Raw genomic sequence first — 26,109 nt, 5'->3', positions numbered from 1 at the left:
TGGGTGAGAGCTTCGACATCCATGGTGGCGGCAGCGACCTGGAGTTTCCGCACCACGAGAACGAGATTGCCCAGAGCGAGGCGGCCACCGGCAAGCAGTACGCCAACGCCTGGATGCACTGCGGCATGATCCGTATCAATGGCGAGAAGATGTCGAAGTCGTTGAACAACTTCTTCACCATCCGTGATGTGCTCGAGAAGTACCACCCGGAGGTGGTTCGCTACCTGCTGGTGGCCAGCCACTACCGCAGTGCCATCAACTACTCGGAAGACAGCCTGCGCGACGCCAAGGGCGCCCTGGAGCGCTTCTACCACGCCTTGCGCGGCCTGCCGCGCGTGGCGGCCAAGGGCGGCGAGGCCTTTGTCGAGCGCTTCAGCGTGGCGATGAATGACGACTTTGGCACGCCCGAGGCCTGCGCTGTGCTGTTCGACCTGGTGCGTGAGATCAACCGCCTGCGCGACAGTGATGTAGACGCTGCTGCCGGCCTGGCCGGTCGCTTGCGGGAGCTGGGTGATGTGCTGGGTGTGCTGCAGCTGGACGCCGATGACTTCCTGCGTGCGGGCGCCGAAGGCAAGGTCGATGCGGCCGAGGTCGAGGGCTTGATCCAGGCGCGCCTGCAGGCGCGGGCAGACAAGAACTGGGCCGAGTCCGACCGCATTCGCGACCAGCTGACCGCCATGGGCGTGGTGTTGGAAGACAGCAAGGGTGCCACTACCTGGCGTCTGGCTGACTGATCGGTGCAGTTGGGGCCGCTTTGCGGCCCATCGCGACACAAGGCCGCAATGCAGGACTCGAAGATTACACGGTCCTTTGTGGGAGCGGGCGTGCCCGCGAACACCGGCAAAGCCGGTACCATCCACCGCGTCGCCTGCTTCGCGGGCTTGCCCGCTCCCACAGGTGAATCGCGCAGGCTTTTCAAATTTTGAGGAAGACAGTTGCTCCTGCAGGTACGGCGGCGCCTCCAAGCCAGCGCAGACCCCCTGTGGGAGCGGGCATGCCCGCGAACACCGGCAAAGCCGGTGCCAGACTCCGCGTCGCCTGCTTCGCGGGCTTGCCCGCTCCCACAGGTGAATCGCGCAGGCTTTTCAAATTTTTGAGAAAGACAGTTGCTCTTACAGCGCGGCCTTGTGTCGCAATGGGCTGCAAAGCAGCCCCGATGGTTATTTGGCCAGCCCGGCCAATGGGCAATGCAGTACCAGCTTGGCCCCACCCAAAGGGCTCTCGCCAATCTCCAGGCCAAACCCATGCAGGTCGACGATCGCCGCAACGATCGACAGCCCCAGGCCGAAGCCGGCATGGCGGTGGCCTTCATCACTGCGGTAGAACCGCTTCAGTACCGCCGTGCGTTCTTCTTCCGGAATACCCGGCCCGCTGTCTTCAATGGCCACGTGCACGCCGGTGTCGTCCTGGGTGGCGGCCACGCGCACCTGCCCACCTTCCGGGGTGAACTTGATCGCGTTACCTACCAGGTTGGCCAGCGCCTCGAACAACAGCTCGCGGTCGCCGTGCAGTGCCGGCAAATGCCCCGGCTGGTGCAGCTCCAGGTGAATGCCGCCATCTTCGGCCAACGGCAGGTAGAAGTCGTGCAGCTCTACCAGCAAATCATGCGGGTCAAGCTGCACGAAGCCGGCCCGGCGTTGGCGGTCTTCCAGTTCGCTGATGCGCAACAACCCACGAAAACGCGCCATCAGGGTGTCGGTTTCGCCGATGGCCTGGTCCAGTGCCTCGGCTTGCGCGGAATCGTTGTCGCTTTGCTGGCGTATGCGGTACAGCTGGGCGCGCAGGCGGGTCAGTGGGGTGCGCAGGTCGTGGGCAATGTTGTCGCACACGCCCTTGACCTCGTGCATCAGCCGCTCGATGCGGTCAAGCATGGCATTGACGATGGCGGCCAGCATGTCCAGCTCGTCGCGCCGGGCCGACAGCGGCAGGCGGTGCGTGAGGTCGCCGGCGACAATCAGCTCGGCCTGGGCCTGAATGGCCCGGATGCGTTTCAGGGGGCGGCGGCGCAGCAGGTACCAGCCGGCGAACCCGGGGATCAGGGTGAAGGAGATACCCCAGAGCAAGGCATCGAGAATGATCCGTGTGACGACGAACAATGAGCCGTTATCGCGGAACAGCACCAGCCAGCGCCCATCCTGCACCTTGATGGCCACGGCATCGCAGCTGTCGCGGGGCATGCGCGGATCATCGGCGTCCAGGCAACGCTTCAGCTCATGGATCTTGCCGTCCAGCCGCAGCCCGGGGGGCAGGGCACGAACACTGCCGCCCAGCGGGTTGAGTTGTGCATCGAACAGGCCATAGGCGTCGAAGCTGCGTTCCTCGAAAGCCTGGCTGGCAATCAGGGCGTCGTCCAGCTGCTTGCCGCTCATGTGCGCGAACAGGTGCTGGCGCTGCAGCATGGAATGGCGGGTGAGCTTGTTCAGGTAGCTTGAAACCTCGAAGTACAGCACCCCCATGAGGATGCTGCTCCAGGCTACGAAGAGAAAACTGTACAGTGCCAGCAGGCGGCTGGTGGACGAACTCCAGCCTTTAGACGGGTTCAGCAATGGCATAGCCGGAGCCCCGCACCGTACGGATCAGCGGCGACTGGCCGGGTGAGTCGATTTTCTTGCGCAGGCGGCCGATATGCACGTCGATCAGGTTGGTGCCCGGGTCGAAGTGGTAGCCCCACACTTCCTCGAAAATCATCATCCGGGTAATGACCTGGCCGCTGTGGCGCATCAGGTACTCCAGCAGTTTGTACTCGGTGGGCAGCAGGTTGAGGGTGTTGTCGCCGCGGCGCGCTTCGTGGCTGATCAGGTCCAGTTGCAGGTCGGCGACCTGCAAGCGGGTCTGGGTCATCGGCACGCTGTTGCGGCGCAGCAGCACTTCGACCCGGGCGGCCATTTCGTCGGAGGCGAATGGCTTGGTCAGGTAGTCGTCACCGCCGGCGCGCAGGCCGCGCACCCGCTCATCGACGTCGGAGAGGGCGCTGATCATCAGGATCGGCGTGGCGATCTTGAGGTTGCGCAGGGTCGTGACGATGGTCAGGCCATCGACCTCGGGCAGCATGCGGTCCAGGGTGATCAGGTCATAACCGCCGGCAATGGCCTTGGCCAGGCCTTCACGACCATTGTCGGCCCACTCCACCTCAAGGCCATGGCTGGTAAGTTCGGCGACGATTTCCTGGCCGGTGACGGCGTCGTCTTCGATGGTCAGTACGCGAGGCATGCTGGTTCCTGGGCATCTAATGGAGACTCGATTGTGCCAAAGAATAGACAACCGGCGATTTAAGAAAAATTCATCTTGCCACAACCCACCTGGGTTCACCCATTGTGAAGACAGACGAGCATGTCGCAGCAGGCTGTGAGAGGATGTCCGTCAACACAGCCAGGACCCCGAACGCAGCCTGATGAAGACACCCAAAAGAATCGAACCCCTGATCGAAGACGGCCTCGTCGACGAAGTACTGCGGCCGTTGATGAGTGGCAAGGAAGCCGCCGTGTACGTGGTGCGTTGCGGTAGCCAGGTGCGCTGCGCCAAGGTCTATAAAGAAGCCAACAAGCGCAGTTTCCGCCAGGCCGCCGAATACCAGGAAGGCCGCAAGGTGCGCAATAGCCGCCAGGCCCGGGCCATGGCCAAGGGCAGCAAGTACGGCCGCAAAGAGGCCGAGGACGCCTGGCAGAACGCCGAAGTGGCGGCACTGTTCCGCCTGGCCGGCGCCGGGGTCCGGGTGCCCAAGCCCTATGACTTCCAGGACGGCGTGTTGCTGATGGAGCTGGTGACCGACGCCGATGGCGATGCCGCACCCCGGCTCAACGACGTGCACCTGGAGGCCGAGGAGGCGCGGGTGTTCCATGCCTTCGTCATTCGCCAGATCGTGCTGATGCTGTGTGCCGGGCTGGTCCATGGCGACCTGTCCGAATTCAATGTGCTGCTCGGCCCGGACGGGCCGGTGATCATCGACCTGCCGCAGGCAGTGGACGCCGCCGCCAACAACCACGCATTCAGCATGCTGCAGCGTGACGTGGACAACATGGCCCACTACTTCGGGCGTTTTGCCCCAGAGCTGAAGAGCACGCGCTATGCCCAGGAAATGTGGGCGTTGTACGAGGCTGGCAAGTTGCTGCCCGATACCGTGTTGACCGGGGTATTCCAGGACGACGAGCATGAGGCCGACGTTGGCGGGGTAATGCGGGAAATCGACGCCGCCCGCGTGGACGAGGCCCGGCGCCGGGCAGCGCGTGCCGAGGCGGAAAACGGCCCGGCCAAGGCCGAGGAGCCGACACCGCCCTGGCTGCAATGATGTGCTGCCGGTACAGCCCGCTTCGCAGGTTCCCCCCCCGAAGCGGGCACCACCGGCTCAGCCAGTGCCCTGCGCGGCCATTACCTTTGATGCAGGACAATATCTCGTCATCCGGCCTTTTCACTGGCCCCTGACAGGCATAAGGTATACGCCGTTCAAATTCCCTGGAGCAGTCATGTCCAACCAATTCCCCTCCGTTCGTCCTCGCCGCCTGCGCCAGAACGAGTCCCTGCGCACCGTATTCCAGGAAACCGAATTCCGCCTTGAAGACCTGATCCTGCCGATCTTCGTGGAAGAAGGCATCGACGACTTCGTGCCCATCAGCAGCATGCCCGGCGTGAACCGCATCCCTGAGAAGCGGCTGGCCCAGGAAATCGAGCGCTATGCCCGCGCCGGTATCAAATCGGTGATGACCTTCGGTGTGTCTCACCACCTGGATGCGGTTGGCAGCGACACCTGGAACGAAAACGGCCTGGTGGCGCGCATGTCGCGTATCTGCAAGGACACCGTGCCGGAAATGGTGGTGATGTCCGATACCTGTTTCTGCGAATACACCAGCCACGGGCACTGCGGCGTATTGCATGACCACGGCGTGGACAACGACGCCACCTTGGTCAACCTGGGCAAGCAGGCGGTGATCGCCGCCGCTGCCGGTGCCGACTTCATCGCACCTTCGGCGGCGATGGACGGCCAGGTCCAGGCCATTCGTAGCGCGCTGGACGGTGCAGGCTTTCACGACACTGCGATCATGGCCTATTCGACCAAGTTCGCCTCGTCGCTGTACGGCCCGTTCCGCGAAGCAGGCGGCACTGCGCTCAAAGGTGACCGCAAGAGCTACCAGATGAACCCGATGAACCGCCGCGAGGCTGTGCGTGAATCGCTGCTTGACGAGCAGGAAGGTGCAGACGTGCTGATGGTCAAGCCGGCCGGTGCCTACCTTGACGTGATCGCCGACATTCGTGCGGCCTCGCGCCTGCCGCTGGCGGCGTACCAGGTCAGCGGTGAGTACGCGATGATCAAGTTCGGTGGCCTTGCCGGTGCCATTGACGAAGGCCGCGTGGTGCGCGAAAGCATTGGCGCTATCAAGCGCGCCGGTGCCGACCTGATCCTGACCTACTTCGCCATGGACCTGGCCCGCGAAGGCATTTGAGCAGCAAAGCAGCTCCCCTGGCCTGGGGGCGGGCTTACCCGCCCCCAGCGCAATTCCCTACAAAAATTCATTAAGCGCTGAATTATTTTGTGTCCCGTTGTATCAGATGCCATAGAGCATTGATCGACAGGGATACAGGCATGAAATCTCGCAGGAAAAGCGTCAAACCTATTGGCCTCAAGGACATCACGATCGTCGACGATGCCAAGATGAAGAAGGCGATCACCGCCGCTGCACTGGGTAACGCCATGGAGTGGTTCGACTTCGGTGTCTATGGCTTCGTCGCCTATGCATTGGGCAAGGTGTTCTTCCCCAACGCCGACCCCAGTGTGCAAATGATCGCGGCGTTGGCCACCTTTTCGGTGCCATTCCTCATTCGCCCCCTGGGCGGGCTGTTCTTCGGCGCCCTCGGCGACAAATTCGGCCGGCAGAAAATCCTTGCCGCCACCATCGTCATCATGTCCCTCAGCACCTTTGCCATTGGCTTGATACCGTCCTATGCCAGTATCGGCATATGGGCGCCGATACTGCTGTTGCTGGCGAAAATGGCCCAGGGCTTCTCGGTGGGCGGCGAGTACACCGGCGCCTCGATCTTCGTGGCCGAGTATGCGCCTGACCGCAAGCGCGGCTTCCTTGGCAGCTGGCTGGACTTCGGCTCGATCGCCGGCTTCGTGCTGGGCGCCGGGGTAGTGGTGCTGATTTCCACGGTGCTTGGTGAAGACAGGTTCCTTGAGTGGGGCTGGCGCCTGCCGTTCTTCCTGGCATTGCCGCTGGGTATCATCGGCCTCTACCTGCGTAACGCCCTGGAGGAAACCCCCGCGTTCCAGCAGCACGTCGACAAGATGGAGCAGGGTGACCGCGAGGGCCTGGCGTCGGGGCCCAAGGTGTCGTTCAAGGAAGTGGCGACCAAGCACTGGCGTAGCCTGGTGACCTGCATTGGCGTGGTGATCGCCACCAACGTCACCTACTACATGCTGTTGACCTACATGCCCAGCTACCTCTCGCACAACCTGCACTACAGCGAGGACCATGGCGTACTGATCATCATCGCGATCATGGTCGGCATGTTGTTCGTGCAGCCCATCATCGGCCTGCTGAGCGACAAGTTCGGCCGTCGCCCGTTTATCGTGGTCGGCAGTATCGGGCTGTTCGCCCTGGCCATTCCGGCGTTCATGCTGATCAACAGTGGTGTGCTGGGGTTGATCTTCTCGGGGCTGCTGATCATTGCGGTGCTGCTGAACTTCTTCATCGGTGTCATGGCGTCGACGTTGCCGGCGATGTTCCCCACTCACATCCGCTACAGCGCACTGGCCAGTGCCTTCAACATTTCCGTGCTGATCGCCGGCCTGACCCCCACCATCGCCGCCTGGCTGGTGGAAAGCAGCGGCAACCTGTACATGCCCGCCTACTACCTGATGGTGATCGCCGCGGTGGGCCTGGTGACCGGCCTGACCATGAAGGAAACCGCCAACAAACCGCTGCGCGGTGCCGCACCGGCGGCATCGGACATCGACGAGGCGCGCGAGCTGCTGCAGGAACACCACGACAACATCGAGCAGAAGATCGAGGAAATAGACGAGCAAATCGCCGAGCTCGAGGCCAAGCGCAAGTTGTTGGTCCAGCAGCACCCGCGCATCGATTGATCAGCGCGGCATGTAGCCACGCTGCCAGGCACGTGGAATGAACCGCGACACCAGGGCCAGCAGGCACGCCAGCACGCAACTGCCGGCCAGTGCCTGCAGGCCCAGGTGGTGTTGCAGCCAGGCGCCCAGCGCGGCGCCCAGCAGCATCCCTGCCCACGGCACCAGTTGCACCCGCCAGCCGTGGCGCCGCTCGCCCAGCAACCAGCGCCCAAGGCCGCGGCCGAAGCGTGACAGTGCACCGGTGACGTAGGTCAGGCCGATGGGCAGGCCGTTCACTTGCTCGACGACTGCGTTGATCATGCCCATGGCCAGGGTCGCGGCCAGCAATGCCGGGAAGGTGGCCGCCAGTGGCCACGCTGCAGCGCAGGCCAGCAACGCCGCCACGACCAACAGCACGGGCCAGGCCCGGCGACGGAAGCCGCGCGCCAGCACTACCCCCAACGTGTTACCCGCGACAAAGCCCAGCAAAGCGCCGCTCAGGCGCAGCACCAGGGCCAGGTCAGCCTGGCTGATCGCCACCGCCAGGCGCGTGGTATTACCGCTCATGAACGATACGAAGTCACCCAGGGCCAGCAGGCCAATGGCGTCGGTCATGCCTGCCAGCACCGACAGCCCGGCCACCAGGCCAAGGCCGACACGGCCACGCAGCACTTGCAGGCGCAAGCGCCTCGCCGTACGGGTAGTAAGGGGATGGGGTAGCACGGGCAGGCCTCAGGGCAACAGGTTTTCGCGGGCCAGGGTGCCTTTGATGGTGCGCTCGACCACATCCACCAGCACCATGGTCTGGTGATCGACCTCGATGTTCAGCAAATCGCCGGCAGCGTAGCTGGCGAACGTGGTCTGGCGCAGGGTTTCCGGGATCAGGTTGATGGTGACCAGGTTATCTTCCACGTCGGCCACGGTCAGGCTGCAGCCGTTGACCCCGATGAAGCCCCGCGGGAACACGTACTTGCCCCATGGCGGCGGCATGCGGAAACGGATGAAGGCGCCGGTCTGCTCGATCGACAGTTCGACTATTTCTGCGGTCGTGGCAATGTGGCCAGCCATGAGGTGGCCGCCGACTTCGGCGTTCATCTTCGCCGAACGCTCGATGTTCACCCCTTGGCCGGCCTTGAAATTGCGCAGGTTGGTGCGTTCCAGGGTGGCGGTCATTGCATCGAACCTGACGTGGCTGCCGTCGATTTCAGTGACAGACAAGCACGTGCCCTCGACGCTGACGCTGGCGCCGATCTTCAACTCATCGAGCAGTTCCGGGGTGAGGTCGATGGTGAACTGGTTGTGGCCCGGGTAGCTGGTCACATCAAGCAGTGGGCGGACGGCCTGGACGATGCCGGTGTACATGGTGTTGCTCCTGGGCGCGAAAAGAAAACACCCGAACGCTATGCCTGTACGGCCTCAAAAGCAAGGCGCCAGCGCCCTGGTGCTGCCCAGGCATGCGGCCGGGCACACCCAGGGCGCTGGCCGGCTCACACATGCCCGGTGCTGTTGACGATGCGCAGGCACAGCGCTTCGTACGGGTCCAGGTTTACCAGCAAACGGCCATCCTCGGTCAGGTCGCCTTCTACCGTTTCGTTGATCATGTCCACCACCGGCCCTGGCGTGAAGCCTGTGAGCAGTAGCTCCTTGGCGATCACCTCCTGGCTGAAGTTCAACGCACTGATCTGGATGCCGCGCCCGGCCGGTAGCTCATGCACCATGACCAGCAACCCAGGGCTGCTGACCTCCGGCACCAGCACCTGGCGGCTGGTGGCAATGCCGTAGGCCTGGCGCACCGCGAGCAGTTTTTTCACCTTGCAGGCGAACGAGTCAGGGTTGTCCAATTGGCTGTCGAGGCTGCCATACAGCGCCCGCGCCCGCGGCATGCCGCGTACAGAGGTATCCGCTTGCGGGTCGAGCCCGGCCAGGTCGTAGCCGCCGCGGTGAATCCAGCGGGTATCGCCATCGAGCATGCGCTCGGCCACGGCTTCGCCAGGCAAGGGCAGGGCGCCGACCATGTCCCAGCCCGACAGCGCCACCACACCTGGCTGCATGGCGTTGTACATGACCAGCAGCAGGTGCAGTTTCTGGATCTGCTCGATGTCCGCCGGGCCGATCTGGTCGAGGTCGCGGATGCCCAATGCCGCAGTGATGAGGCTGGCGGTGGTGCAGGCGATGCCATTGGTGACGAAGCGCAGGTTGTAGGGCGCATGCTCGCCCGACAGGCGTTCGTAGATTTCTTCGCGGATGTGCTCGCGCAGGATGTTGCCGGGTAATGTCTGGCCCTTGTACAGGTACATGTCATGGGCATGCAGGGTCCAGAAGTGCACTAGCTCCACGGTCAGTTCGTCGTGGTTCTGCAGGGCATGGATCAGTGAGGCCGGGTCGATGCCGAAGGCGTGCATTTCCTTGAGCATCAGGCGCAGGAACTCGGTGTCGCCGGTCAGCAAGGCATGTTGGTAGGCGGGCCGGGTGATGAAGTCGTAGGACAGGTCGGCACCGCCCTTGGACATTTGTGCAATGTCATCGAGGGTCAGGTTCAGCTCCTGGAAACTGAAACCGCCGGCCTTGCGGATCATGCCACCGATCAATTGGTTGCCGACCAGCGACAGCGGGTGGCTTTCCGACCAGGCGGTGCCGCTGGCACGGGTTTCCACCCCGAGAAAACCGTTGGCATCCAGGCGCAGGCCACGGGCACCCAGGCAATCCAGGGCATGCAGGGCGTCGCCGATGATCATCTGCTGGGCGGCAAAGGTGGGGTCCAGCCAGTTCAGCGACGGCTGGCCATCCTTGAAGTAGTGCAGGTAGACCCAACGCCGGGTCTTGCCGTCGACACCGGTGACCGGTGGGGTGGCGCTCCAGTCGGTTTCCTTGACCCCCGGCTCGAAGAAAATCACCCGCTGCAACTGCCCGACGATGTAATGGCGTGCCTTGAGCTCGTCGCACTGTGCGGGTAGCAGGTTGGCCGAGTCACGTCCGGGTGGCACCTCGGGCAGCAAGTGCCAGTCTTCCTCGCGTATCTCCACCATGTGGTACAGGCCCGGGTAGGCGCCGTAGGCCATTTCCGCCAGGCGGAAGTCGGCGCCCTTGCCGGTGTGCGAAGGGATCAGGTCGTCGATGGTCACCGCATTGTGCGCGGCGGCCATGCGGCTCATCTGGATCAGCTCCGGCTCGCTGCCATAGAGCGGGTCGATATCGAAGCTGATGCGGTCGAAGTTGCCGTCTACGCTGGGTGTGAGCTCGCGGTCGCGAATACCGCCAGACAGCTTGATCGGCCCGGTGTGCAGGCCTTGAATGCCGATTTCCGACAGGCGCTTCCACAAGGCTTCATGGGCCAGGGCACCGAGCACCGAGCAGCCCTCTGGGGCGATGATGGCATCGGGGTAAACGGTCAGCCAGACCGAGGCGATTTCCGTGGCCCGGCGGGGCTGTGCCTCGGCGTAGGGTTGTTGCCACAGGCGCGACTGGCCTGAGTACAGGCTGGCGCGCTCCTGGGAAGCCTTGAGCATGGCGCGCGCTTCGAGCCATTTCACGTATGCAGGGTCGGGCTGGGTCATTTCGCGTCCTCTTTGCGTGTCGGCACCGGCTCAGGTTATGACGGCAGAGCGGTCGGATCGTTCGGCCGGGAGCCAGGCCCTGAACCAAATGCCTGGCACAGCGGGCTCAGCGCCGTGCAGCCCACTGCTGCGGTGCCAGGAAGGCGCCGTGGAAGTAATTGCGCAAAGCCTGCATCGCCGGGCTGAACGCCCGCTCGCGGTGCCAGGCCAGCCCCACGCTCATGGGCGCTACCGGGTCGCTGATGGTCACTGTTTCGATGCGCTTGCCCTCCAGCGACCATGGCCGGTGCACCAGGTCTGACAGAATCGCTACGCCACTGCCATTGGCGACCATGCTGCGCACCGCCTCCACCGAACTGGTGCGCACGCGCACGCTGGGCCGTTGCCCGGCCTGCTGCCAATAGCGCATGGCGCTTTGCTCGGCTTCGTCCACGGTCAACAAAATGAACGGCTCTGTGGCGACATCGGCCAGGCTCACGGCCGAGCGTTCGCACAGGGGGTGGTGCGCGGGCAGCCACAGGCGGCGCTCGGAGTTGAACAGCGTTTCTGAAACGATAGCCGGGTGGGTCAAGTTGGCGGTCAGCACCACCGCCATGTCGAAACGCCCCTCCAGCAGCCCTTGCTCGATGGCACTGCGCTCCTGTTCGTAAAGTTCCAGGGTCACGTCGGGGTGCCAGTGCTCCAGGCGCTGCAAGTGGTGCGGCAGGAAGTACCCGATTACCGTGTAGCTGGCTGCCAGGCGCAACAGGCCGCTGGCGCGTATGTCCGGCAACGGGCTGTTCAGCGCATCGTCGACGCTGCGCAGGATGACGTAGGCGCGGTTGAGGAAGTGCCGGCCGGCTTCGGTCAGGTTCATGCCCTGGGCGGAGCGCTGGAACAGCAGCACGCCGAGCATGGCCTCCAGCTCTTTGATTGCCGTGGTGACCGCCGACTGGGAAATATTGAGGTGGATGGCGGCCTGGGAGATCTGGCCGATTTCGGCAGTGGCGACAAAGTAGCGCACCTGGCGCAAGGTAAGTGACACGGTAGGCTCCCGGGGTATCTGTTTTTCCGAAGACACCCATTCTGTTTATAGATCTTCCCAAGGGGTAGGGGAGAATCTAACGTGGCTTGCATGCAGCCACAAGCGCCAGGGAGATACGGTCATGCAAGCAGTGGATTTCAACTCGGACATGGGCGAGGGCTTTGGCCCGTGGACCATTGGCGACGGCGTGGATAACGAGCTGATGGGTTACATCAGCAGCGCCAATATCGCCACCGGTTTTCATGCCGGCGACCCCGGCACCATGCGCCGTACGGTCGAGCGGGCCAAGGCCCTGGGGGTTGCCGTGGGGGCACACCCGGGGTTCCGCGACTTGGTCGGTTTCGGTCGCCGGCACATCAACGCATCGGCGCAGGAACTGGTCGACGACATGCTTTACCAGCTCGGGGCGCTGCGTGAAATCGCCCGGGCCCAGGGCGTGAGCCTGCAACACATCAAACCCCACGGGGCGCTTTACATGCACCTGGCCCGTGACGAGCAAGCTGCACGCTTGCTGGTGGAAAACCTGCGGCTGATCGAACCGCAGTTATTGCTGTTCTGCATGCCCGGCTCGGTGATCTGCCGTATTGCCCAGGAGCTTGGCCAGCCGGTGGTGCGCGAGTTCTATGCCGACCGCGAGTACGACCTGAGCGGCTCGATCGTGTTCACCCGTAACGTAAGGGGCTACCAGCCTTTGGCGGTCGCCGAGCGCGTACTGCGGGCTTGTCGGCAAGGTGTGGTGCGCACCGTCGAGGGCCAGGACCTGGCCATCGAGTTCGACTCCATTTGCCTGCACAGTGACACGCCAGGCGCCCTCGACCTGGTCGAGGCCACGCGCAAGGCGCTGGACCAGGCTGGCATCGTGGTGCGTGCACCGCGCTGACGCTGGCATCCGGCAGCCACAGGCCGGAGCCTGATCATGTTGTTTTCGCCTGCCTTTCTATAAAGATTTCAAGAAAAGGAACAGTCATGGCCGAATCGCTTGCTACAACGCCTATCCGCTACAGCTTCGGCGCCGACGAGCACCTGTTTGCCGAGGTCAGCGAGAGCATGTCGCTGGAAGCCTTCTTCAAAGGTATGGCCGTCACCCGTGCGGTGGAGCGCCTGGCGCTGGACGGCGTGCTGGATGTGTGCCTGGCCAACGCGTCGTTCCAGGTGCGTTTCGACCCCGACCGCATCGCCCCCGATGCCCTGCTGGCAGCGGTGCGCGGTGCCGAAGCGCAGGCGGTGGCCGAGCGTTCGTTGCATACCCGCATCATCGAGATTCCGGTGCTGTACAACGACCCCTGGACCCACGAAACCTTGATGCGCTTCCGTGACCGCCACCAGGACCCGGCCAGCACCGACCTGGAGTACGCGGCCCGCATCAATGGCCTGGCCGATGTCGACGCGTTCATTGCGGCGCACAGCGGTGCACCGTGGTTCGTTTCCATGGTCGGCTTCGTCGCCGGCCTGCCGTTCATGTTCCAGATGGTCGAGCGCCAGCGCCAGTTGCAGGTGCCCAAGTACCTGCGGCCGCGTACCGACACGCCCCGCCTGACCCTGGGGCATGGTGGTTGTTTCGGTTGTATCTACTCGGTGCGCGGCGCGGGCGGTTACCAGATGTTCGGCGTCACCCCGGCACCGATCTACGACCCGCAACAGACCTTGAGCTACCTGAAGGAGCACATGGTGTTCTTCCGCCCAGGTGACATCGTGCAATTCAAACCCATCGACCGCCGCGCGTATGACCAGGCAGTGGCTGAGGTGGAGGAGGGCCGTTTCGACCTGCGCATTCGCCCGGTGGTGTTTTCCCTGGACGCATTCCTTGCCGACCCGGTCGGCTACCCGAAATCGCTGCAGGAGGTGCTGGCATGATCAAGGTACTCAAACCGGGCCTGGCGACCTCCGTGCAGGACCTGGGCCGCGAAGGCTACTACCACCTGGGCATTCCGCCATCTGGCGCGCTCGACCAGTATGCCCTGAGCGCAGCCAATTACCTGGTGGGCAACCCGCCGGGCGCTGCCGGCCTGGAATGTGCGCTGGTCGGCCCTGAACTTGAGTTCCAGGCAGATGCGCTGGTGGCAGTGTGTGGTGCGCAGATGCCCGCCTTGCTCGATGGCCGCGAGCAGCGGCCCGACACGGCATTTGCCGTGCGCGCCGGGCAGGTGCTGCGTTTCAGCTTCCCGACGGCGGGCGCGCGGGCCTACCTGGCAGTGGCGGGGGGTATTGATGTGGCCGAGGTGCTGGGTAGCCGATCGACCTACGCGCTTGGGGCCTTGGGTGGCTTCCAGGGGCGCAAGTTGCTGGCCGGTGACCTGTTGCCGGTCGGCACGCCCACCGGCACCGGCCGCGCCGGCGCAAGCTTGCCGATGGCACTGCGCCAGGCCCTGGGCGGCGAAGTGGTGCTGCGGGTGGTGCCGGGGTTGTATTTTCACCGGCTGACCGAAGCTGCTGCGCAAAGCTTCTTCACCGAAGCCTGGACGGTAGGCTCCGAGGCGGATCGCATCGGTTACCGCTACAAAGGCGGCAGTGCCTTGAGTTTCCAGCCACGGGAGCAACCGTTCGGTGCTGGTTCGGATCCTTCCAACATCGTCGACAGCTGCTACCCCATCGGCTCGATCCAGGTACCGGCCGGGCTGGAGCCGATCATCCTGCACCGGGATGCCGTATCGGGCGGTGGCTACGCCATGATTGGCACGGTGATCAGCGCCGACCTCGACCTTATCGGGCAGATGCAGCCAAATCAGCAGGCACGCTTTCTGAAAGTCAGCCTGGAGCAGGCACTGGAGGCACGCCGCTCTTACAAGAAGAAGCTGGCGTGCCTGGCCCGGTTGTTCAGCTGAACGGAGGACAACTTGCCGATGCGGGGGGGCAAGGGCCGCCAACCCCGCTCGGGCATTTACGCAGGTTGCTGGGCCAAACCGTTGCTGACGTTGCGCCCCAGCACCAGCACGGTGACGAAGCCACAGCCCACCAGGGCCGTGGCCAGGCTCAAGAGCACTGCGGTGCCCATGTGGTCCACCACTTGGCCGCCAAAGAACGAGCCTACGGCAATGATCACCTGGAACAAGGCCACGAACAGCGGCATGCCCCGCTCGACATCCTTGGGCGCGACCACGAACATCCAGATATTGGCGCAGGCCGGGAATGCGCCGAAGGCGAACCCCCACAGCGCAATCAGCATCGCCGCGCCGGTCAGGCCGGTGGCGAAGTACGGAAACAGCGCTGTGCTGGCGGCGATCAGCAGTGCCACCAGCATCAGCGAATGGCGCACACTGCGGTTGGCGGCGAAACCGGCGAAGATATTGCCCATGAACCCGGCCACGCCATACAGCAACAACAATGAGCCGATGGTCGGGCCGTCGAAGCCGGCGTTCTGTTTGAAGAACGGCGCTACATAGGTGTAGGCGGCAAAATGCGCCAGGCCAATCAACAGCACGGCGATCAGGCCCACACGCGCTTGCGGGTTGATGAACAGCGCCGGCAGGTCGCGCACACCAATGGCTTTTTCGGGCAAAAGCCGCGGCAGCAGCAACACCTGCGCCAGGAGCACGGGCACGCCCACCAGTGCAGTCACCAGGAAGGTCATTCGCCAGCCCAGCAGGCCGCTTAGCCAGGTGCCTACCGGCACGCCCACCACCGTCGCCAGGGTCACCCCGGCCATGATGATCGAGTTGGCCTTGGCCACGCCAACGCCCTCAGGGGCCAGGCGCCCGCTGAGGGCGATGGCCGTGGCCCAGAATCCGCCGATGCTGACACCCAGCAGTACCCGGCCGACCAGTAGCAGGCTGAAGTCGCCCGCATAGGCGACGATGCTGTTGGCGATGATCATGATCAGCGTCAGGCCGATCAGCAAGTAGCGCCGGTCCAGCGCGCCAACGCCCACGGAAATGGCCGGGGCGGCCAGCGCGGCCATGATGCCGGGCAAGGTGACCATCAGGCCGGCGAAGCCTGCACTGATACCCAAGTCGCTGGCGACATCGTTGAGAACGCCCACCGGCAGAAATTCGCTGGTGACCAGGGCGAAGGCGCCAATGGCGACCGAGAGGATCGCCAGCCACTGCTGGGTCACGCTCTGTTGATTATGTTCAGGACGGCCCCGTGGGGCCTGGCTGGCACTTGGCATGGTGGTGACTTCCAAGGAGGGATGACGCCTGTAGCAGGCGCGGGAGGGGGGATTGGCCGGGGATTATAGGGGTGGGTGTGGGCGGCCGACAGGCGAACGGCGTGATAGTGAACATCAGTGCCATCGATGAAACGCCGGGCGCAGAGCGGTTGCTGGCGAATCACGCCTCGGCTTGCAGACCGCTGACCCAAAATATTGCATGAGTCTTCTTGATGCTTTCACCTAGCGGTACTAATACTAAATCACGGCCGCAGAGGGATGATCATGCAAACACGGTTCGTTGTGGTTCCCGCAGTGCCGCTGAAAAAAGAAGTTCAGCCTCGGCGGCTTGGCTTTCCCGCTGCATTGGGCGAGGGTTACGACCTCTACGATACGCAAGACAAGGTGCGGTTGAGCCTGAACTTTGCCACCCGAGCCCAGGCGGAATTCGAGTGTGACTGTCGCAACCGCTGCCCGGATGCCGACGCTGCGGAGATCGCCGGCATGGTCTAGTCACGTACGGTGGGCCCTCACCATGGGGTGAGGGTAGCGATCAGCCGTGGTTGCGCAGGGCGGCGACCAGTTCGGCCTTGGTCATGCTGGAGCGGCCTTTTATGGCTTTGCTGCGGGCTTCCTTCAGCAGGCTTTCCTTTGTCTGGCTTTCCAGTGAGCTGCCGGATGCGCGCGCGTGTCCGTGGCGGGTATGTGCTGCCCGCCTGGCCGAATCGGCGCGGGCGGTTTTCTTCTCGCTGGCAGAGGTGCTGTTCCCTGAACCGCCTTGCTTTTCACCGCCGCCGGATTGCTTGTTGACCGTGGCCCAGGCGCGCGCTTCGGCTTCCTCTTTGGCCAGGCCTTTATCCTCGTAGGCGTGCTCGATGTGCTCGGCCTTGCGCTTCTGTTTTTCGGTGTACTTGCCTTTGTCGCCGCGTGGCATGGTGTTCACTCCTGCAGTTATGCCTGAACGGTTGAGACGCTCCCCGCCAGAGAGTGCCGGTCACTGGACGAGCGGCACCGCGGCCGCGCATCGACGACAACCGCGCGCGACACTGTCGCCAACCCCATTCGCGCCGGTCTGGTGAGCAGGCGGGTGGCTATCCACGTTGGGGCCATGTGGGGGCAGTGATAGCGCAGGTGAGGGCTTCGCCCTCATTTCGCGACACGAGGCCGCTCCTACAACAGATTGCCCGAGCGGGGAAAACATGCACTCAAGACAGCAGCCCCTGTGGGAGCCCGGCTTGCCGGCGATGGGCCGCAAAGCGGCCCCAACCGGTTGACGAAGCGGGATCAACGAACGGCTTGCCTTTCAATGGTCACAAAGCTGTAACACAGCTGATGCAAAGTGTGCCGGCCATCACAAGGAGCGCTTTTCGATGATTCGCCTGATGAAGTCTGCTGCACTCGCCGTTGCCGTTTCGCTTTGCGCCACTTCCGCTGCATTTGCTGCTGAAAACGTACGCCTGACCGGTTCCGGCGCCAGCTTCCCGGCACCGATCTACCTGACCTGGTTCAAGGATTTCAGCAAGAACACAGCGGGCGTTACCGTTGATTACCAATCCAAGGGGAGTGGCGCGGGCGTTCAGGACTTCCTGAACAAGACCGTCGACTTCGCCGCCAGCGACTCGGCCATGAGCGAAGCCGACATCGCCAAGGTTGCCGAAGGCGTCCAGTTGCTGCCGATGACCGCCGGCGAAATCGTCCTGGCTTACAACCTGCCCGGCAACCCCAAGGGCCTGAAGTTGCCGCGCGATGTTTACTCGAACATCTTCCTCGGCAAGATCACCCAGTGGAACGACCCGAAAATCGCCGCGGCCAACCCGCAAATGAAGCTGCCTGACCTGCCCATCACCGTGGTGGTACGTGCCGACTCCAGTGGCACCAACGCCGTGTTCACCAAGCACCTGTCGGCCATCAACGCCGACTTCAAGAGCACGTTGGGTGAGGGCAACACGGTCAACTGGCCTGCGACCGACAAGTTCATCAAATCGCCGAAGAACGACGGGGTGACCGCTACCGTTCGCCAGACCCCAGGTGCCATTGGCTACATCGAGTACGGCTTCGCCAAGCTGGCCAAGGTGGACTTCGCTGCCCTGGAAAACAAGGCTGGCCAGTACGTGGTGCCAAATGCCGAAAGCGGTGCGGAGGCCCTGGCAGCGGTGAAACTGCCGGAAAACCTGGTCGCCAACCTGCCCGACCCGGAAGGCGCCAAGTCCTACCCGATCACCTCCTACACCTGGATGATCTTCCGCAAGGACAACGGCAACCCGGCAAAGGCCAAGGCCATGCGTGAGATGGTCGAGTACGGCCTGACCCAGGGTCAGAAGATTGCCGACTCGATGGGCTACATCCCGCTGCCGCCATCGGTTGTCGACCAGGTGCGCAAAGCGTCTGCAAACATCCAGTAACACCCAGGCGCTCCCGGCAGCGGCATGAAGCCATGCCGGGGGTGTTTGTCCCTTGTCCCGGAATACGCCATGAACACACCTTTTGCCATACCGGATAATCCCGATTCCGCGTGCCAGCCGCCGTCTACGAAAGACTTTCTGGTCGACCGCACCTTCCGTGCGCTTGCCCGTATCGGGGTGGTGCTGGTACTGGCGCTGGTTTTCGCGCTGGTCTACGAAGTGGGCCGCAAGGCACTGCCAGGCATTGAGAAGCACGGTTTCGACGTGCTCCTGGGCAGTGTCTGGGATGTAAACCAAGGCAAGTACGGTATTCTGCCGGCGATCTGGGGTACGCTCTACAGCGCCTTCATCGCCCTGTTGATTGCCGGTTTCTTCGGCGTCAGCATGGCCATTTTCCTCACCCAGGATTTCCTTCCGGCCAGGCTTGCCGCGGTGTTCCGCACCATCGTCGAGCTGCTCGCCGCCATCCCCAGCGTGGTCTATGGCCTGTGGGGCATCTATGTGGTCATCCCGGCCATTCGCCCCCTGACCACCTGGTTGAACAGCGAGCTGGGCTGGATCCCGTTTTTTGGCACCTCCCTCAGCGGGCCCGGCCTGCTGCCGGCCGCACTGGTCCTGGCGATCATGATCCTGCCGACCATCGCTGCCGTTTCGCAAGACGCGCTGACCAGTGTGCCGATGAAAACCAAGCAGGCCGCCTACGGCATGGGCACCACGCACTGGGAGGCCATCCTGAAAGTGATGGTGCCTTCTGCGGCCACCGGTATCTTTGGCTCGCTGGTGCTGGGCCTTGGCCGGGCACTGGGCGAAACCATGGCGCTGGCCATGCTGGTGGGCAATGCCAACACCATTTCCGTGTCCTTGTTCGCCCCGGCCAATACCCTGGCAGCGCTGCTGGCGCTGAACTTCCCGGAAGCCGGCCCGAACGAGATCGAAGTGCTGATGTATGCGGCACTGGTACTGATGTTCATCACCCTGCTGGTGAACGTGCTTGGCTCGATGATCATGCTCTACGCCCAGCGGGGAAATAAACAATGACCAACCTGACGACCCCTGCCGCCGCGCTGCCCAGCCTGCAGCGCCGGCTCGAAGGCCGCGCCTTGCGCAGCCTGGTGTTGACCATCCTGGCTTGGTTGGCCGCGTTGCTGGCGAGTGTGCCGCTGATTTCCGTGCTGTACATGCTGATCACCCGCGGCGGTGCCCGCCTGAACCTGGAAGTGTTCACCGAACTGCCGCCGACGGGGTTCGAGATGGGCGGCGGCTTCGGCAACGCCATGGCCGGTACCTTCGTCATGGTCGGCATCGCTGCCGCCATCGCGGTGCCGGTGGGTATCCTGGCCGCGGTGTTCCTTGCCGAGCTGGGCCCGGACAGCAAGCTGGCCAACGCTGCAAGGTTTGCCGCCAAGATGCTCACCGGCCTGCCATCGATCCTGGCCGGTGTGTTTGCCTACGCCCTGGTGGTGATGACTACCGGCACCTATTCGGCACCGGCAGGCGGGGTGGCACTGGCGGTGCTGATGCTGCCCATCGTGGTACTGACCGCCGAAGAGGCGATGAAGATGGTCCCCAAGATCATGAAGGACGCTGCCTACGGCATGGGCTGCACCCGTGCCCAGGTCATCTGCAAGATCGTGCTGCCCACGGGCTTGCCGGCCATTCTCACCGGCGTGATGCTGGCCGTGGCCCGTGCCGCAGGTGAAACCGCGCCCTTGCTGTTCACCGCGCTGTTCAGCAACTACTGGATCTACCACAACGGCGACCTGGCGGTGATGAACCCCACTGCCTCGCTGGCGGTGCTGATCTACAACTTCTCCGGCATGCCGTTCGACAACCAGCTGGAGCTCGCCTGGGCGGCCTCGCTGGTGCTGGTCATGATCGTGCTGGTCATCAACATCCTTAGCCGTGTATTCGGCAAGCCCAAGTATTGAGAACAGGGAGCATCCATCTTGAACGTATCCACCGCACAACGTGCCGCTCCCGTGGCCAGCGAAGCCACCCCCATCGTCATGGACTGCAAGCTGGACAAGATCTTCTACGGCAACTTCATGGCCGTGCGCGACAGCCATGTGCCGATCCGCAAGAACGAGATTACCGGCTTCATTGGGCCGTCCGGCTGCGGCAAGAGCACCGTGCTGCGTAGCCTGAACCGCATGAACGACCTGGTGAAAGGCTTCCGCTTCGAGGGCCACGTGCACTTCCTGGGCCAGGATGTGTATGGCAAGGGCGTAGACCCGGTAGTGGTGCGCCGCTATATCGGCATGGTGTTCCAGCAGCCCAACCCGTTTTCCATGAGCATTTTCGACAACGTTGCCTTTGGCCTGCGCCTGAACCGCTACAAAGGGGACCTGGGCGACCGCGTGAAACACGCCCTGCAAGGCGCTGCGCTGTGGGACGAAGTGAAGGACAAGCTCAAGGTCAGCGGCCTGTCGTTGTCCGGCGGCCAGCAGCAGCGCCTGTGTATCGCCCGGGCCATCGCCACCGAGCCGGAAGTGCTGCTGCTGGACGAGCCGTGCTCGGCACTTGACCCCATTGCCACCCGCCGCGTGGAAGAGCTGATGGTCGAGCTGAAGAAGGACTACACCATCGCCCTGGTGACCCACAACATGCAGCAGGCGATTCGCGTTGCCGACACCACGGCGTTCTTCTCGGTCGACATTTCCCAGGGTACCCGTACCGGCTACCTGGTCGAGATGGGGCCGACCGCGCAGATCTTCCAGAACCCGCGTGAACAACTGACCAGTGATTACATCAGCGGCAAGTTCAGCTGACCCATCGCTGTACAAGGGGGCGGTGCTGCAACCAGGAAGGTGGCAGCACCGCCCGCACAACCTTTGGTTAAAGTGTTACCCAGGATTTCCAATGCAACCGATGCGTCGATTAGATCTGTCTGCGGTAGAGCGCGCTCTGCGCGAGGTACAGGGCCGTTTTGCCGAGCTGAGCCAACACTTCACCGAACCGCGGGACCCGTTCACCGACGAGGTGCTGCTGAATGTGGTTGAAGGCTACGCGCTGATTGACGACTATGTCGCTCGCGGAATAGACCTGTTCGACCTGCAACAGCTGAACCTGATGCTGGAAATCAATGCCACGGTGCTGTGTGGCCGTGACCCGGCCCGGCGCGTGGAGTTCGCGGCGCACCTGGCGGCGACCGAAGCGCATTTTTTCAACAATGTGGAAGGTGGCATCAAGGACTTGCACAACTGGTATTGCGCCTACCGCAGCGATTCGATCTGGAAGCGGGCAGCCGGTGTGTACGTACGTATCCTCAGCAAGCCACAGCTGTTCATCGAAGGTAACAACCGCACCGGCTCGCTCATCGTAAGCTACCTGCTGATGCGTACCGGGCTTCCGCCATTCGTGCTGTCGCTGGACAACGCCGAGGGCTACTTCAACCCGTCCTCGGTCATACGTAATTCCGCCAAACACGGTGTCAAGGCTTTGTACGAACTGCCCAAGATCAAGAAAAAGTACGCCGCGTTCCTCGAAGCCAAGGCGCCTGCGCCCGGCAAGTTCTTCCTGGGCGCCACTGCGGTGCCTGTTTGCGCGGGGGGGCGCTGATGCAACCGTTCACCCTGATAGAGCGCGGGCGGCAGGCCATCGAGCGCAAGCTCAAACGTGGCCAGGTGCGCATTTCGTTCGATATCGACGACACCCTGGCCTGCCAGCCTGAGCACGCGGCTGCCGAGCACAGCAGGTTGCCGGGCTTCGTCCACCGCTGGCTCGGTGAGCCCCTGCGCAGCGGTACCCGCGAGCTGATTCGCGACCTGCGCCGCCAGGGCTGCAGCATCTGGATCTATACCTCATCCGGGCGCACCCCAGCGTACATCCGCCGTTGGTTGCTGCTGTACGGCATTCATGTGGACGGGGTGGTCAACAGTGACCGCCACCAGCACATATTGGCCCGCAATGGCCTGGCGCATTCCCCGTCAAAATTGCCTTCGGCGTTCGATATCGACCTGCATGTGGATGACTCCGAAGGCGTGCGGCTGGAAGGCGTGGATCATGGTTTCCGCGTTGTGGTGGTGTGCCCGCAGGACCAGCACTGGGCGCAGAAGGTCAAGGCCGCAGCGGTGGACGTGCAGGCCCGCCTGGCCCGGCAGCAGCCGCACCGCTACGAGATGCCCGCGTGCCCGCGTTCGCAGGCACTGGCTTCCTGAACCGTCGTGTAAATGGGGCTGCCTTGCAGCCCATCGCCGGCAAGCCAGCTCCCACAGGGTCCGCATCAGGGCTGACAGGTGTTTGTCAGAAGATATGCAGCGCCTGTGAGATCGAGCGCCGCGCGGGCGGCGCTCGATCTCACAGGCGCTGAAGATGCTGCGGCTACCCTTGCCAGAAACCATAGAATATCCCACAGGGACCCCAGCCCCCGGTTCATTCAGGCGTATTGATACCCGCCTGCCACGCCTGCCTACACCCTAAGTCTTGCCACCCCGACCCCAGCAGGTCCCAAGACCAAATCACCGCGCCACACCCTCCGCTCCAAAGCACCCGCCAACCCACGCCAAAGCAGCGTTCCGGGTGGCCTGCCGGCTTCTGATAATCGCCTCCGACACCCTGTCCCCCGTTTGGAGCGCGCCATGCACAACAACAAAAAGCACCTGCCGCCTCGTTTTCTCGCTGCTGCCTTCGCCAGTGTTTCCGCCTTGGGCCTGAGCGGTGCCGCCGAGGCCGAGATCATGCTGTACGACAAGGACCAGACGACATTCTCTACCGATGGCTACATCAACGCCTTCTATGTCAACAGCAAGGTCGACCGCGAGGGCGAGCAGTTCGACCGGCGCCAGTCGCGGGTGAAGATGGGCTTTTTGCCCAACTACATCGGTTTCAACATGGGCAAGCAGGTAGACGACCTGAAACTCGGCGCGCGGGCGTCGTTCTGGGTCACCATCAACGACAGCGAAGCCAACGGCACCGATACCGCCATCGACGTGCGCCAGTTCTACGGCACGGTGGCCAACCCTGAGTGGGGCGAAGTGCTGATCGGCAAGGACTTTGGCCTGTTCGCGCGCTCCAACATCCTGCTGGACGAACTGCTGGCCGGTTATGGCCAGGTCAGTGACACGCTGGGCCTGGTGGATGGCGGCGGGGTGTCGTTCGGCAATATCGGCAGCGGTTACCCCTATCCGTTTCCCACCTCGCAGATCACCTACCGTACGCCGGTGATGGACGGCCTGCGCGTGGCGGTGGGCATCATGGACCCCGTGGATACCAACGACAGCAGCCCGACCGGCAAGGCCTACCAGGAAAACCCACGCACCGAGAGCGAAATCACCTACCAGTTCGACCTGGCGGGGGCGCAGATCTACAGCTGGGTCAACGGCAGCTACCAGACCTCGGACAACACCGACTCGACGGTCCAGTCCGTCACCTCCAAGGGGGTCGGCTATGGGGTGCAGGCGAAGCTGGGCGGCTGGTCATTGACCGGCTCTGGGTTCCAGGCCAAGGGCATCAACCCGTTCTTCACCAATAACGCGGGCGAGCCGGTGTTGCGTAATGTGGACAGCGACGGCTACCTGTTACAGGGCTCCTACAAGTTCGGCAAAAACCGCGTGGCGCTGTCGTATGGCAAGACCAAGGACGATGGCAACGGTGCGGTGGGCAGCGGTGCCGACTACAAGACCCGTGGCGTAGCGTTGTTCCACGACGTCAACGACAACCTCAAGCTGGTGGCCGAGTACAACCAGTTCTCCATCGATGGGCATGAGGGCAGTGCGCAGAACGAAGACACCGATACCTTGGCTGTGGGCGCGGTGCTGACCTGGTAAGCACGGGGCGGCAAGGCAGGCGCAGGTGAAGCTGGCACTTACACCCTTGGAACCGCCCACCCGCTACCCAAGTAGCATTCGCCCCACGTACCCGGCTTCGTACACTGCACCTTCAGCCGCCCTGCGCCGGAGACTTTGATGCAACAGGCCCTCAACGACGGTGTGCTCAGCGCCATGTCCCAGGCCACCGATGCCCGGTTGGCCGCCCAGGACCTGGCGCGACAGCTCCTGCACCCCCACCTGGGCCTGGTGCTGTTTTTCTGTTCTGCCGAATACAACCTGCAGGAACTGGCCCAGGCGTTGGAACAGGGGTTTGGCGGCATCCGCCTGGTGGGGTGCACCAGTGCCGGCGAAATCACCCCGCAGGGGTACGGCCGCAACTGCGTGACCGCGCTGGGCTTCGATCACCGGCACTTTTCCATCGCCACCGGGCTGATCGACGAAATGGAGCACTTCAGCCTCATCGATGCGCAACAGATGGTCGAGCGCCTGGTCGGCACCTGCCGCAGCAATTCGTTGGCGCCGATCAAGGGCCACAGCTTTGCCCTGACCCTGCTCGACGGGCTGTCCAGCCGGGAGGAGATGGTCCTCGCTGCCCTCAGCGCGGCGTTGGGGGACATCCCGCACTTCGGCGGTTCGGCCGGCGACGACAACTACCTCAACCGCACGCATGTCTACCACGGCGGCGCCTTCCACAGCGGCGCAGCGGTGGTGGTGCTGGTCAACACCTGGCTCGACTTCGAAGTGTTCACCACCCATCACATCCAGCCGCGCCAGGAAAAACTGGTGGTCACTGGCGCCGACAGCGGCCAGCGCCGGGTATTCGAGCTGAATGCCGAACCCGCTGCCGAGGAATATGCCCGGCTCATCGGTGTGCCGGTGGCGGCGCTCGATTACCGGGTGTTCGCCGCGCACCCGTTGGCCGTGCGCATTCACGACCAGTACTACATGCGCGCCGTCCAGCGTGTGCACGATGACTTGAGCCTGAGTTTCTACTGTGCCGTGGAGAACGGCATCGTGCTCACGGCCATGACCCCAGGGCCGTTGCTGCCGAACCTGCATGAGCTGTTCGACGGCCTGCACCAGCGCCTGGGCCCGCTGTTGTTGACCATTGGTTGCGACTGCTTCCTGCGGCGTCTGGAACTGGAGGGGCAACACAGCCTGGAACTGGTGGGGGCGTTTCTGCGCGAGCAACGGGTGATCGGGTTCAACACCTACGGAGAACAGTTCAATGGCATGCATATCAACCAGACCTTCACCGGCGTCGCCATTGCCCGCAACTGGCCTCCTGTCGGTCGCTGACCTGCAGGCCGAGGTGGCCCGGCTGCAGCAGCAGAACCACAAGCTGCAGCGCATCAATGGTGCGCTGATCGAACGTGTCGAGTCCGGGGTCACCCGCGGCAACGACCCGTACGCGGCGTTTCAGCATTCGGTGGTGCTGGCCGAGCAGGTGCGCGAGCGCACCGATGCGCTGAGCCAGGCCATGGCCGAGCTGAAGGCGGTGAACCACCTGCTCAGCGAGGCCCGGCAGCGGGCCGAGACCGCGCACCAGCACCAGATTCGCCTGATCACCGACAACGTTCCGGCGTTGATCGCCTACCTCAATGCCGACCTGGTCTATGAATTCACCAACAAGGTGTATGAGGAATGGTACTGCTGGCCGCGTGGCGTGATGCTGGGGCAAAGCCTGCGCGAGGCCCACAGCGAACAGCATTACCAACGCCTCGAGGCCTATGTGACGCGGGCGTTGGCGGGCGAGAGCGTGACCTTCGAGTTTGCCGAAACCAACATCAAGGGCCAGGAGCGCTACATGCTGCGCTCCTATGTCCCCAACCGCCTGGCCAGCGGCGAGGTGGTGGGTATCTTCGTGTTGATCCGCGATATCACCGAGCGGCGCAATACCGCGCAGGCATTGCACCAGGCCTATCAGCACCTGGAGCAGCGGGTGCGTGAGCGCACGGCGGAGCTGACCAGCCTCAACGACCAGTTGCTGCGGGAAATCGAAGAGCGCAGCCAGGCGCAAGCGCGGCTGCGCGAAGCCAAGCGCGAGGCCGAACAGGCCAACCTGTCGAAAACCAAGTTTCTGGCTGCGGTCAGCCATGATTTGCTGCAACCGCTGAATGCGGCGCGGCTGTTCACCAGCGCGTTGCTGGAAAGCCGCGAACCGCAGCACAGTGCCCAGTTGGTCCGCAATGTCAGCAACTCGCTGGAGGATGTGGAGAG

General features: G+C 63.4%; 25 protein-coding genes. 17 read left to right on the top strand and 8 right to left on the bottom strand.

Features of this window, described 5'->3' with window-relative positions; translation table 11 throughout:
• Nucleotides 1-734, top strand: a 734-nt coding sequence (locus tag APH30_RS15635; protein ID WP_156326495.1) for a DALR domain-containing protein, incomplete at its 5' end; no start/stop codon positions are given.
• Nucleotides 735-1,160: 426 nt separating this feature from the next.
• Here APH30_RS15635 and APH30_RS15630 read toward each other — a convergent pair.
• Together APH30_RS15630 and APH30_RS15625 are read right to left on the bottom strand one after the other, a co-directional pair.
• Nucleotides 1,161-2,552 carry a HAMP domain-containing sensor histidine kinase gene (locus APH30_RS15630; RefSeq protein ID WP_054913060.1) on the bottom strand — a complete coding sequence of 464 codons (1,392 nt, stop codon included), beginning with the start codon at nucleotides 2,550-2,552 and terminating at the stop codon, nucleotides 1,161-1,163.
• Nucleotides 2,530-3,210, bottom strand: a complete 681-nt coding sequence (locus APH30_RS15625) for a response regulator transcription factor (RefSeq protein WP_047149773.1) — start codon at nucleotides 3,208-3,210, stop codon at nucleotides 2,530-2,532. Before APH30_RS15625 ends, APH30_RS15630 begins: the two co-directional genes overlap by 23 nt.
• A gap of 181 nt (nucleotides 3,211-3,391) precedes the next feature.
• Here APH30_RS15625 and APH30_RS15620 point away from each other — a divergent pair, with 181 nt between their 5' ends.
• From APH30_RS15620 to proP, 3 genes are all read left to right on the top strand, one after another.
• Complete coding sequence (locus tag APH30_RS15620; protein WP_054913059.1) at nucleotides 3,392-4,285, top strand: PA4780 family RIO1-like protein kinase; 894 nt, start codon at nucleotides 3,392-3,394, stop codon at nucleotides 4,283-4,285.
• A 175-nt stretch (nucleotides 4,286-4,460) separates the two neighbouring features.
• Complete coding sequence (gene hemB, locus APH30_RS15615; protein ID WP_029887703.1) at nucleotides 4,461-5,435, top strand: porphobilinogen synthase; 975 nt, start codon at nucleotides 4,461-4,463, stop codon at nucleotides 5,433-5,435.
• Nucleotides 5,436-5,575: 140 nt separating this feature from the next.
• The gene (gene proP / locus APH30_RS15610) at nucleotides 5,576-7,078 is read left to right on the top strand and encodes a glycine betaine/L-proline transporter ProP (protein WP_054913058.1); all 1,503 of its coding nucleotides are present in this window, start codon (nucleotides 5,576-5,578) and stop codon (nucleotides 7,076-7,078) included.
• On the opposite strand, the gene APH30_RS15605 is transcribed toward proP, so the two are convergent.
• From APH30_RS15605 to APH30_RS15590, 4 genes are all read right to left on the bottom strand, one after another.
• On the bottom strand, nucleotides 7,079-7,780 hold the full coding sequence (locus APH30_RS15605) for a YoaK family protein (protein ID WP_054913057.1): 702 nt from the start codon (nucleotides 7,778-7,780) through the stop codon (nucleotides 7,079-7,081).
• Nucleotides 7,781-7,789: 9 nt separating this feature from the next.
• Entirely contained in the window at nucleotides 7,790-8,419 is a 630-nt protein-coding gene (locus tag APH30_RS15600; RefSeq protein ID WP_009682149.1) for a riboflavin synthase, read from the bottom strand.
• A 125-nt stretch (nucleotides 8,420-8,544) separates the two neighbouring features.
• Nucleotides 8,545-10,611 (bottom strand): maltose alpha-D-glucosyltransferase, encoded by a 2,067-nt coding sequence (gene treS, locus APH30_RS15595; RefSeq protein ID WP_054913056.1) that lies wholly within the window; start codon nucleotides 10,609-10,611, stop codon nucleotides 8,545-8,547.
• A 106-nt stretch (nucleotides 10,612-10,717) separates the two neighbouring features.
• Nucleotides 10,718-11,635: a LysR family transcriptional regulator gene (locus APH30_RS15590; RefSeq protein WP_009682147.1), complete on the bottom strand. Its 918-nt coding sequence runs from the start codon at nucleotides 11,633-11,635 to the stop codon at nucleotides 10,718-10,720.
• 121 nt (nucleotides 11,636-11,756) lie between these two features.
• On the opposite strand from APH30_RS15590, the gene APH30_RS15585 reads away from it, so the two are divergent.
• From APH30_RS15585 to APH30_RS15575, 3 genes are all read left to right on the top strand, one after another.
• The gene (locus APH30_RS15585; RefSeq protein ID WP_009682146.1) at nucleotides 11,757-12,515 is read left to right on the top strand and encodes a 5-oxoprolinase subunit PxpA; all 759 of its coding nucleotides are present in this window, start codon (nucleotides 11,757-11,759) and stop codon (nucleotides 12,513-12,515) included.
• 86 nt (nucleotides 12,516-12,601) lie between these two features.
• On the top strand, nucleotides 12,602-13,489 hold the full coding sequence (locus APH30_RS15580) for an allophanate hydrolase subunit 1 (protein ID WP_054913055.1): 888 nt from the start codon (nucleotides 12,602-12,604) through the stop codon (nucleotides 13,487-13,489).
• Nucleotides 13,486-14,457, top strand: coding sequence for a biotin-dependent carboxyltransferase family protein (locus tag APH30_RS15575; protein ID WP_054913054.1), 972 nt, complete (start codon nucleotides 13,486-13,488; stop codon nucleotides 14,455-14,457). Before APH30_RS15580 ends, APH30_RS15575 begins: the two co-directional genes overlap by 4 nt.
• A gap of 56 nt (nucleotides 14,458-14,513) precedes the next feature.
• Here the strand turns inward: APH30_RS15575 and APH30_RS15570 are convergent, their stop codons facing one another.
• A complete protein-coding gene (locus tag APH30_RS15570) occupies nucleotides 14,514-15,740 on the bottom strand; it encodes an MFS transporter (RefSeq protein WP_054913062.1) in 1,227 nt (408 codons plus the stop codon).
• 258 nt (nucleotides 15,741-15,998) lie between these two features.
• Between APH30_RS15570 and APH30_RS15565 the strand changes: the two genes are divergently transcribed.
• Nucleotides 15,999-16,232 carry a hypothetical protein gene (locus tag APH30_RS15565; protein WP_009682142.1) on the top strand — a complete coding sequence of 78 codons (234 nt, stop codon included), beginning with the start codon at nucleotides 15,999-16,001 and terminating at the stop codon, nucleotides 16,230-16,232.
• A 40-nt stretch (nucleotides 16,233-16,272) separates the two neighbouring features.
• Here APH30_RS15565 and APH30_RS15560 read toward each other — a convergent pair whose 3' ends face one another.
• Nucleotides 16,273-16,653, bottom strand: coding sequence for a hypothetical protein (locus tag APH30_RS15560; RefSeq protein WP_054913053.1), 381 nt, complete (start codon nucleotides 16,651-16,653; stop codon nucleotides 16,273-16,275).
• A 436-nt stretch (nucleotides 16,654-17,089) separates the two neighbouring features.
• Between APH30_RS15560 and pstS the strand changes: the two genes are divergently transcribed.
• The 9 genes from pstS to APH30_RS15515 all read left to right on the top strand — a co-directional run.
• A complete protein-coding gene (gene pstS / locus APH30_RS15555) occupies nucleotides 17,090-18,121 on the top strand; it encodes a phosphate ABC transporter substrate-binding protein PstS (protein WP_009681759.1) in 1,032 nt (343 codons plus the stop codon).
• Between the two features lie 69 nt (nucleotides 18,122-18,190).
• Entirely contained in the window at nucleotides 18,191-19,159 is a 969-nt protein-coding gene (gene pstC, locus APH30_RS15550; RefSeq protein ID WP_009681760.1) for a phosphate ABC transporter permease subunit PstC, read from the top strand.
• Nucleotides 19,156-20,049, top strand: coding sequence for a phosphate ABC transporter permease PstA (gene pstA / locus APH30_RS15545; protein ID WP_009681761.1), 894 nt, complete (start codon nucleotides 19,156-19,158; stop codon nucleotides 20,047-20,049). Before pstC ends, pstA begins: the two co-directional genes overlap by 4 nt.
• A 78-nt stretch (nucleotides 20,050-20,127) precedes the next feature.
• On the top strand, nucleotides 20,128-20,889 hold the full coding sequence (pstB, locus tag APH30_RS15540) for a phosphate ABC transporter ATP-binding protein PstB (protein WP_017148287.1): 762 nt from the start codon (nucleotides 20,128-20,130) through the stop codon (nucleotides 20,887-20,889).
• 91 nt (nucleotides 20,890-20,980) lie between these two features.
• Nucleotides 20,981-21,679 carry a hypothetical protein gene (locus APH30_RS15535; protein ID WP_054913052.1) on the top strand — a complete coding sequence of 233 codons (699 nt, stop codon included), beginning with the start codon at nucleotides 20,981-20,983 and terminating at the stop codon, nucleotides 21,677-21,679.
• Nucleotides 21,679-22,278, top strand: a complete 600-nt coding sequence (locus tag APH30_RS15530) for an HAD family hydrolase (protein WP_054913061.1) — start codon at nucleotides 21,679-21,681, stop codon at nucleotides 22,276-22,278. Before APH30_RS15535 ends, APH30_RS15530 begins: the two co-directional genes overlap by 1 nt.
• Nucleotides 22,279-22,698: 420 nt before the next feature.
• Nucleotides 22,699-23,886, top strand: a complete 1,188-nt coding sequence (locus tag APH30_RS15525; RefSeq protein ID WP_054913051.1) for a porin — start codon at nucleotides 22,699-22,701, stop codon at nucleotides 23,884-23,886.
• Nucleotides 23,887-24,024: 138 nt separating this feature from the next.
• A complete protein-coding gene (gene nosP / locus APH30_RS15520) occupies nucleotides 24,025-25,188 on the top strand; it encodes a nitric oxide-sensing protein NosP (RefSeq protein ID WP_054913050.1) in 1,164 nt (387 codons plus the stop codon).
• On the top strand, nucleotides 25,157-26,109 hold a 953-nt coding region (locus APH30_RS15515), incomplete at its 3' end, for a PAS domain-containing protein (RefSeq protein WP_156326493.1). The genes nosP and APH30_RS15515, both read left to right, overlap by 32 nt.

The organism is Pseudomonas sp. NBRC 111127, assembly GCF_001320345.1.
Classification (GTDB): domain Bacteria; phylum Pseudomonadota; class Gammaproteobacteria; order Pseudomonadales; family Pseudomonadaceae; genus Aquipseudomonas; species Aquipseudomonas juntendi.
The sequence above is the reverse complement of the archived record's forward strand: the minus strand, read 5'-3'. Positions and strand labels throughout refer to the sequence as shown.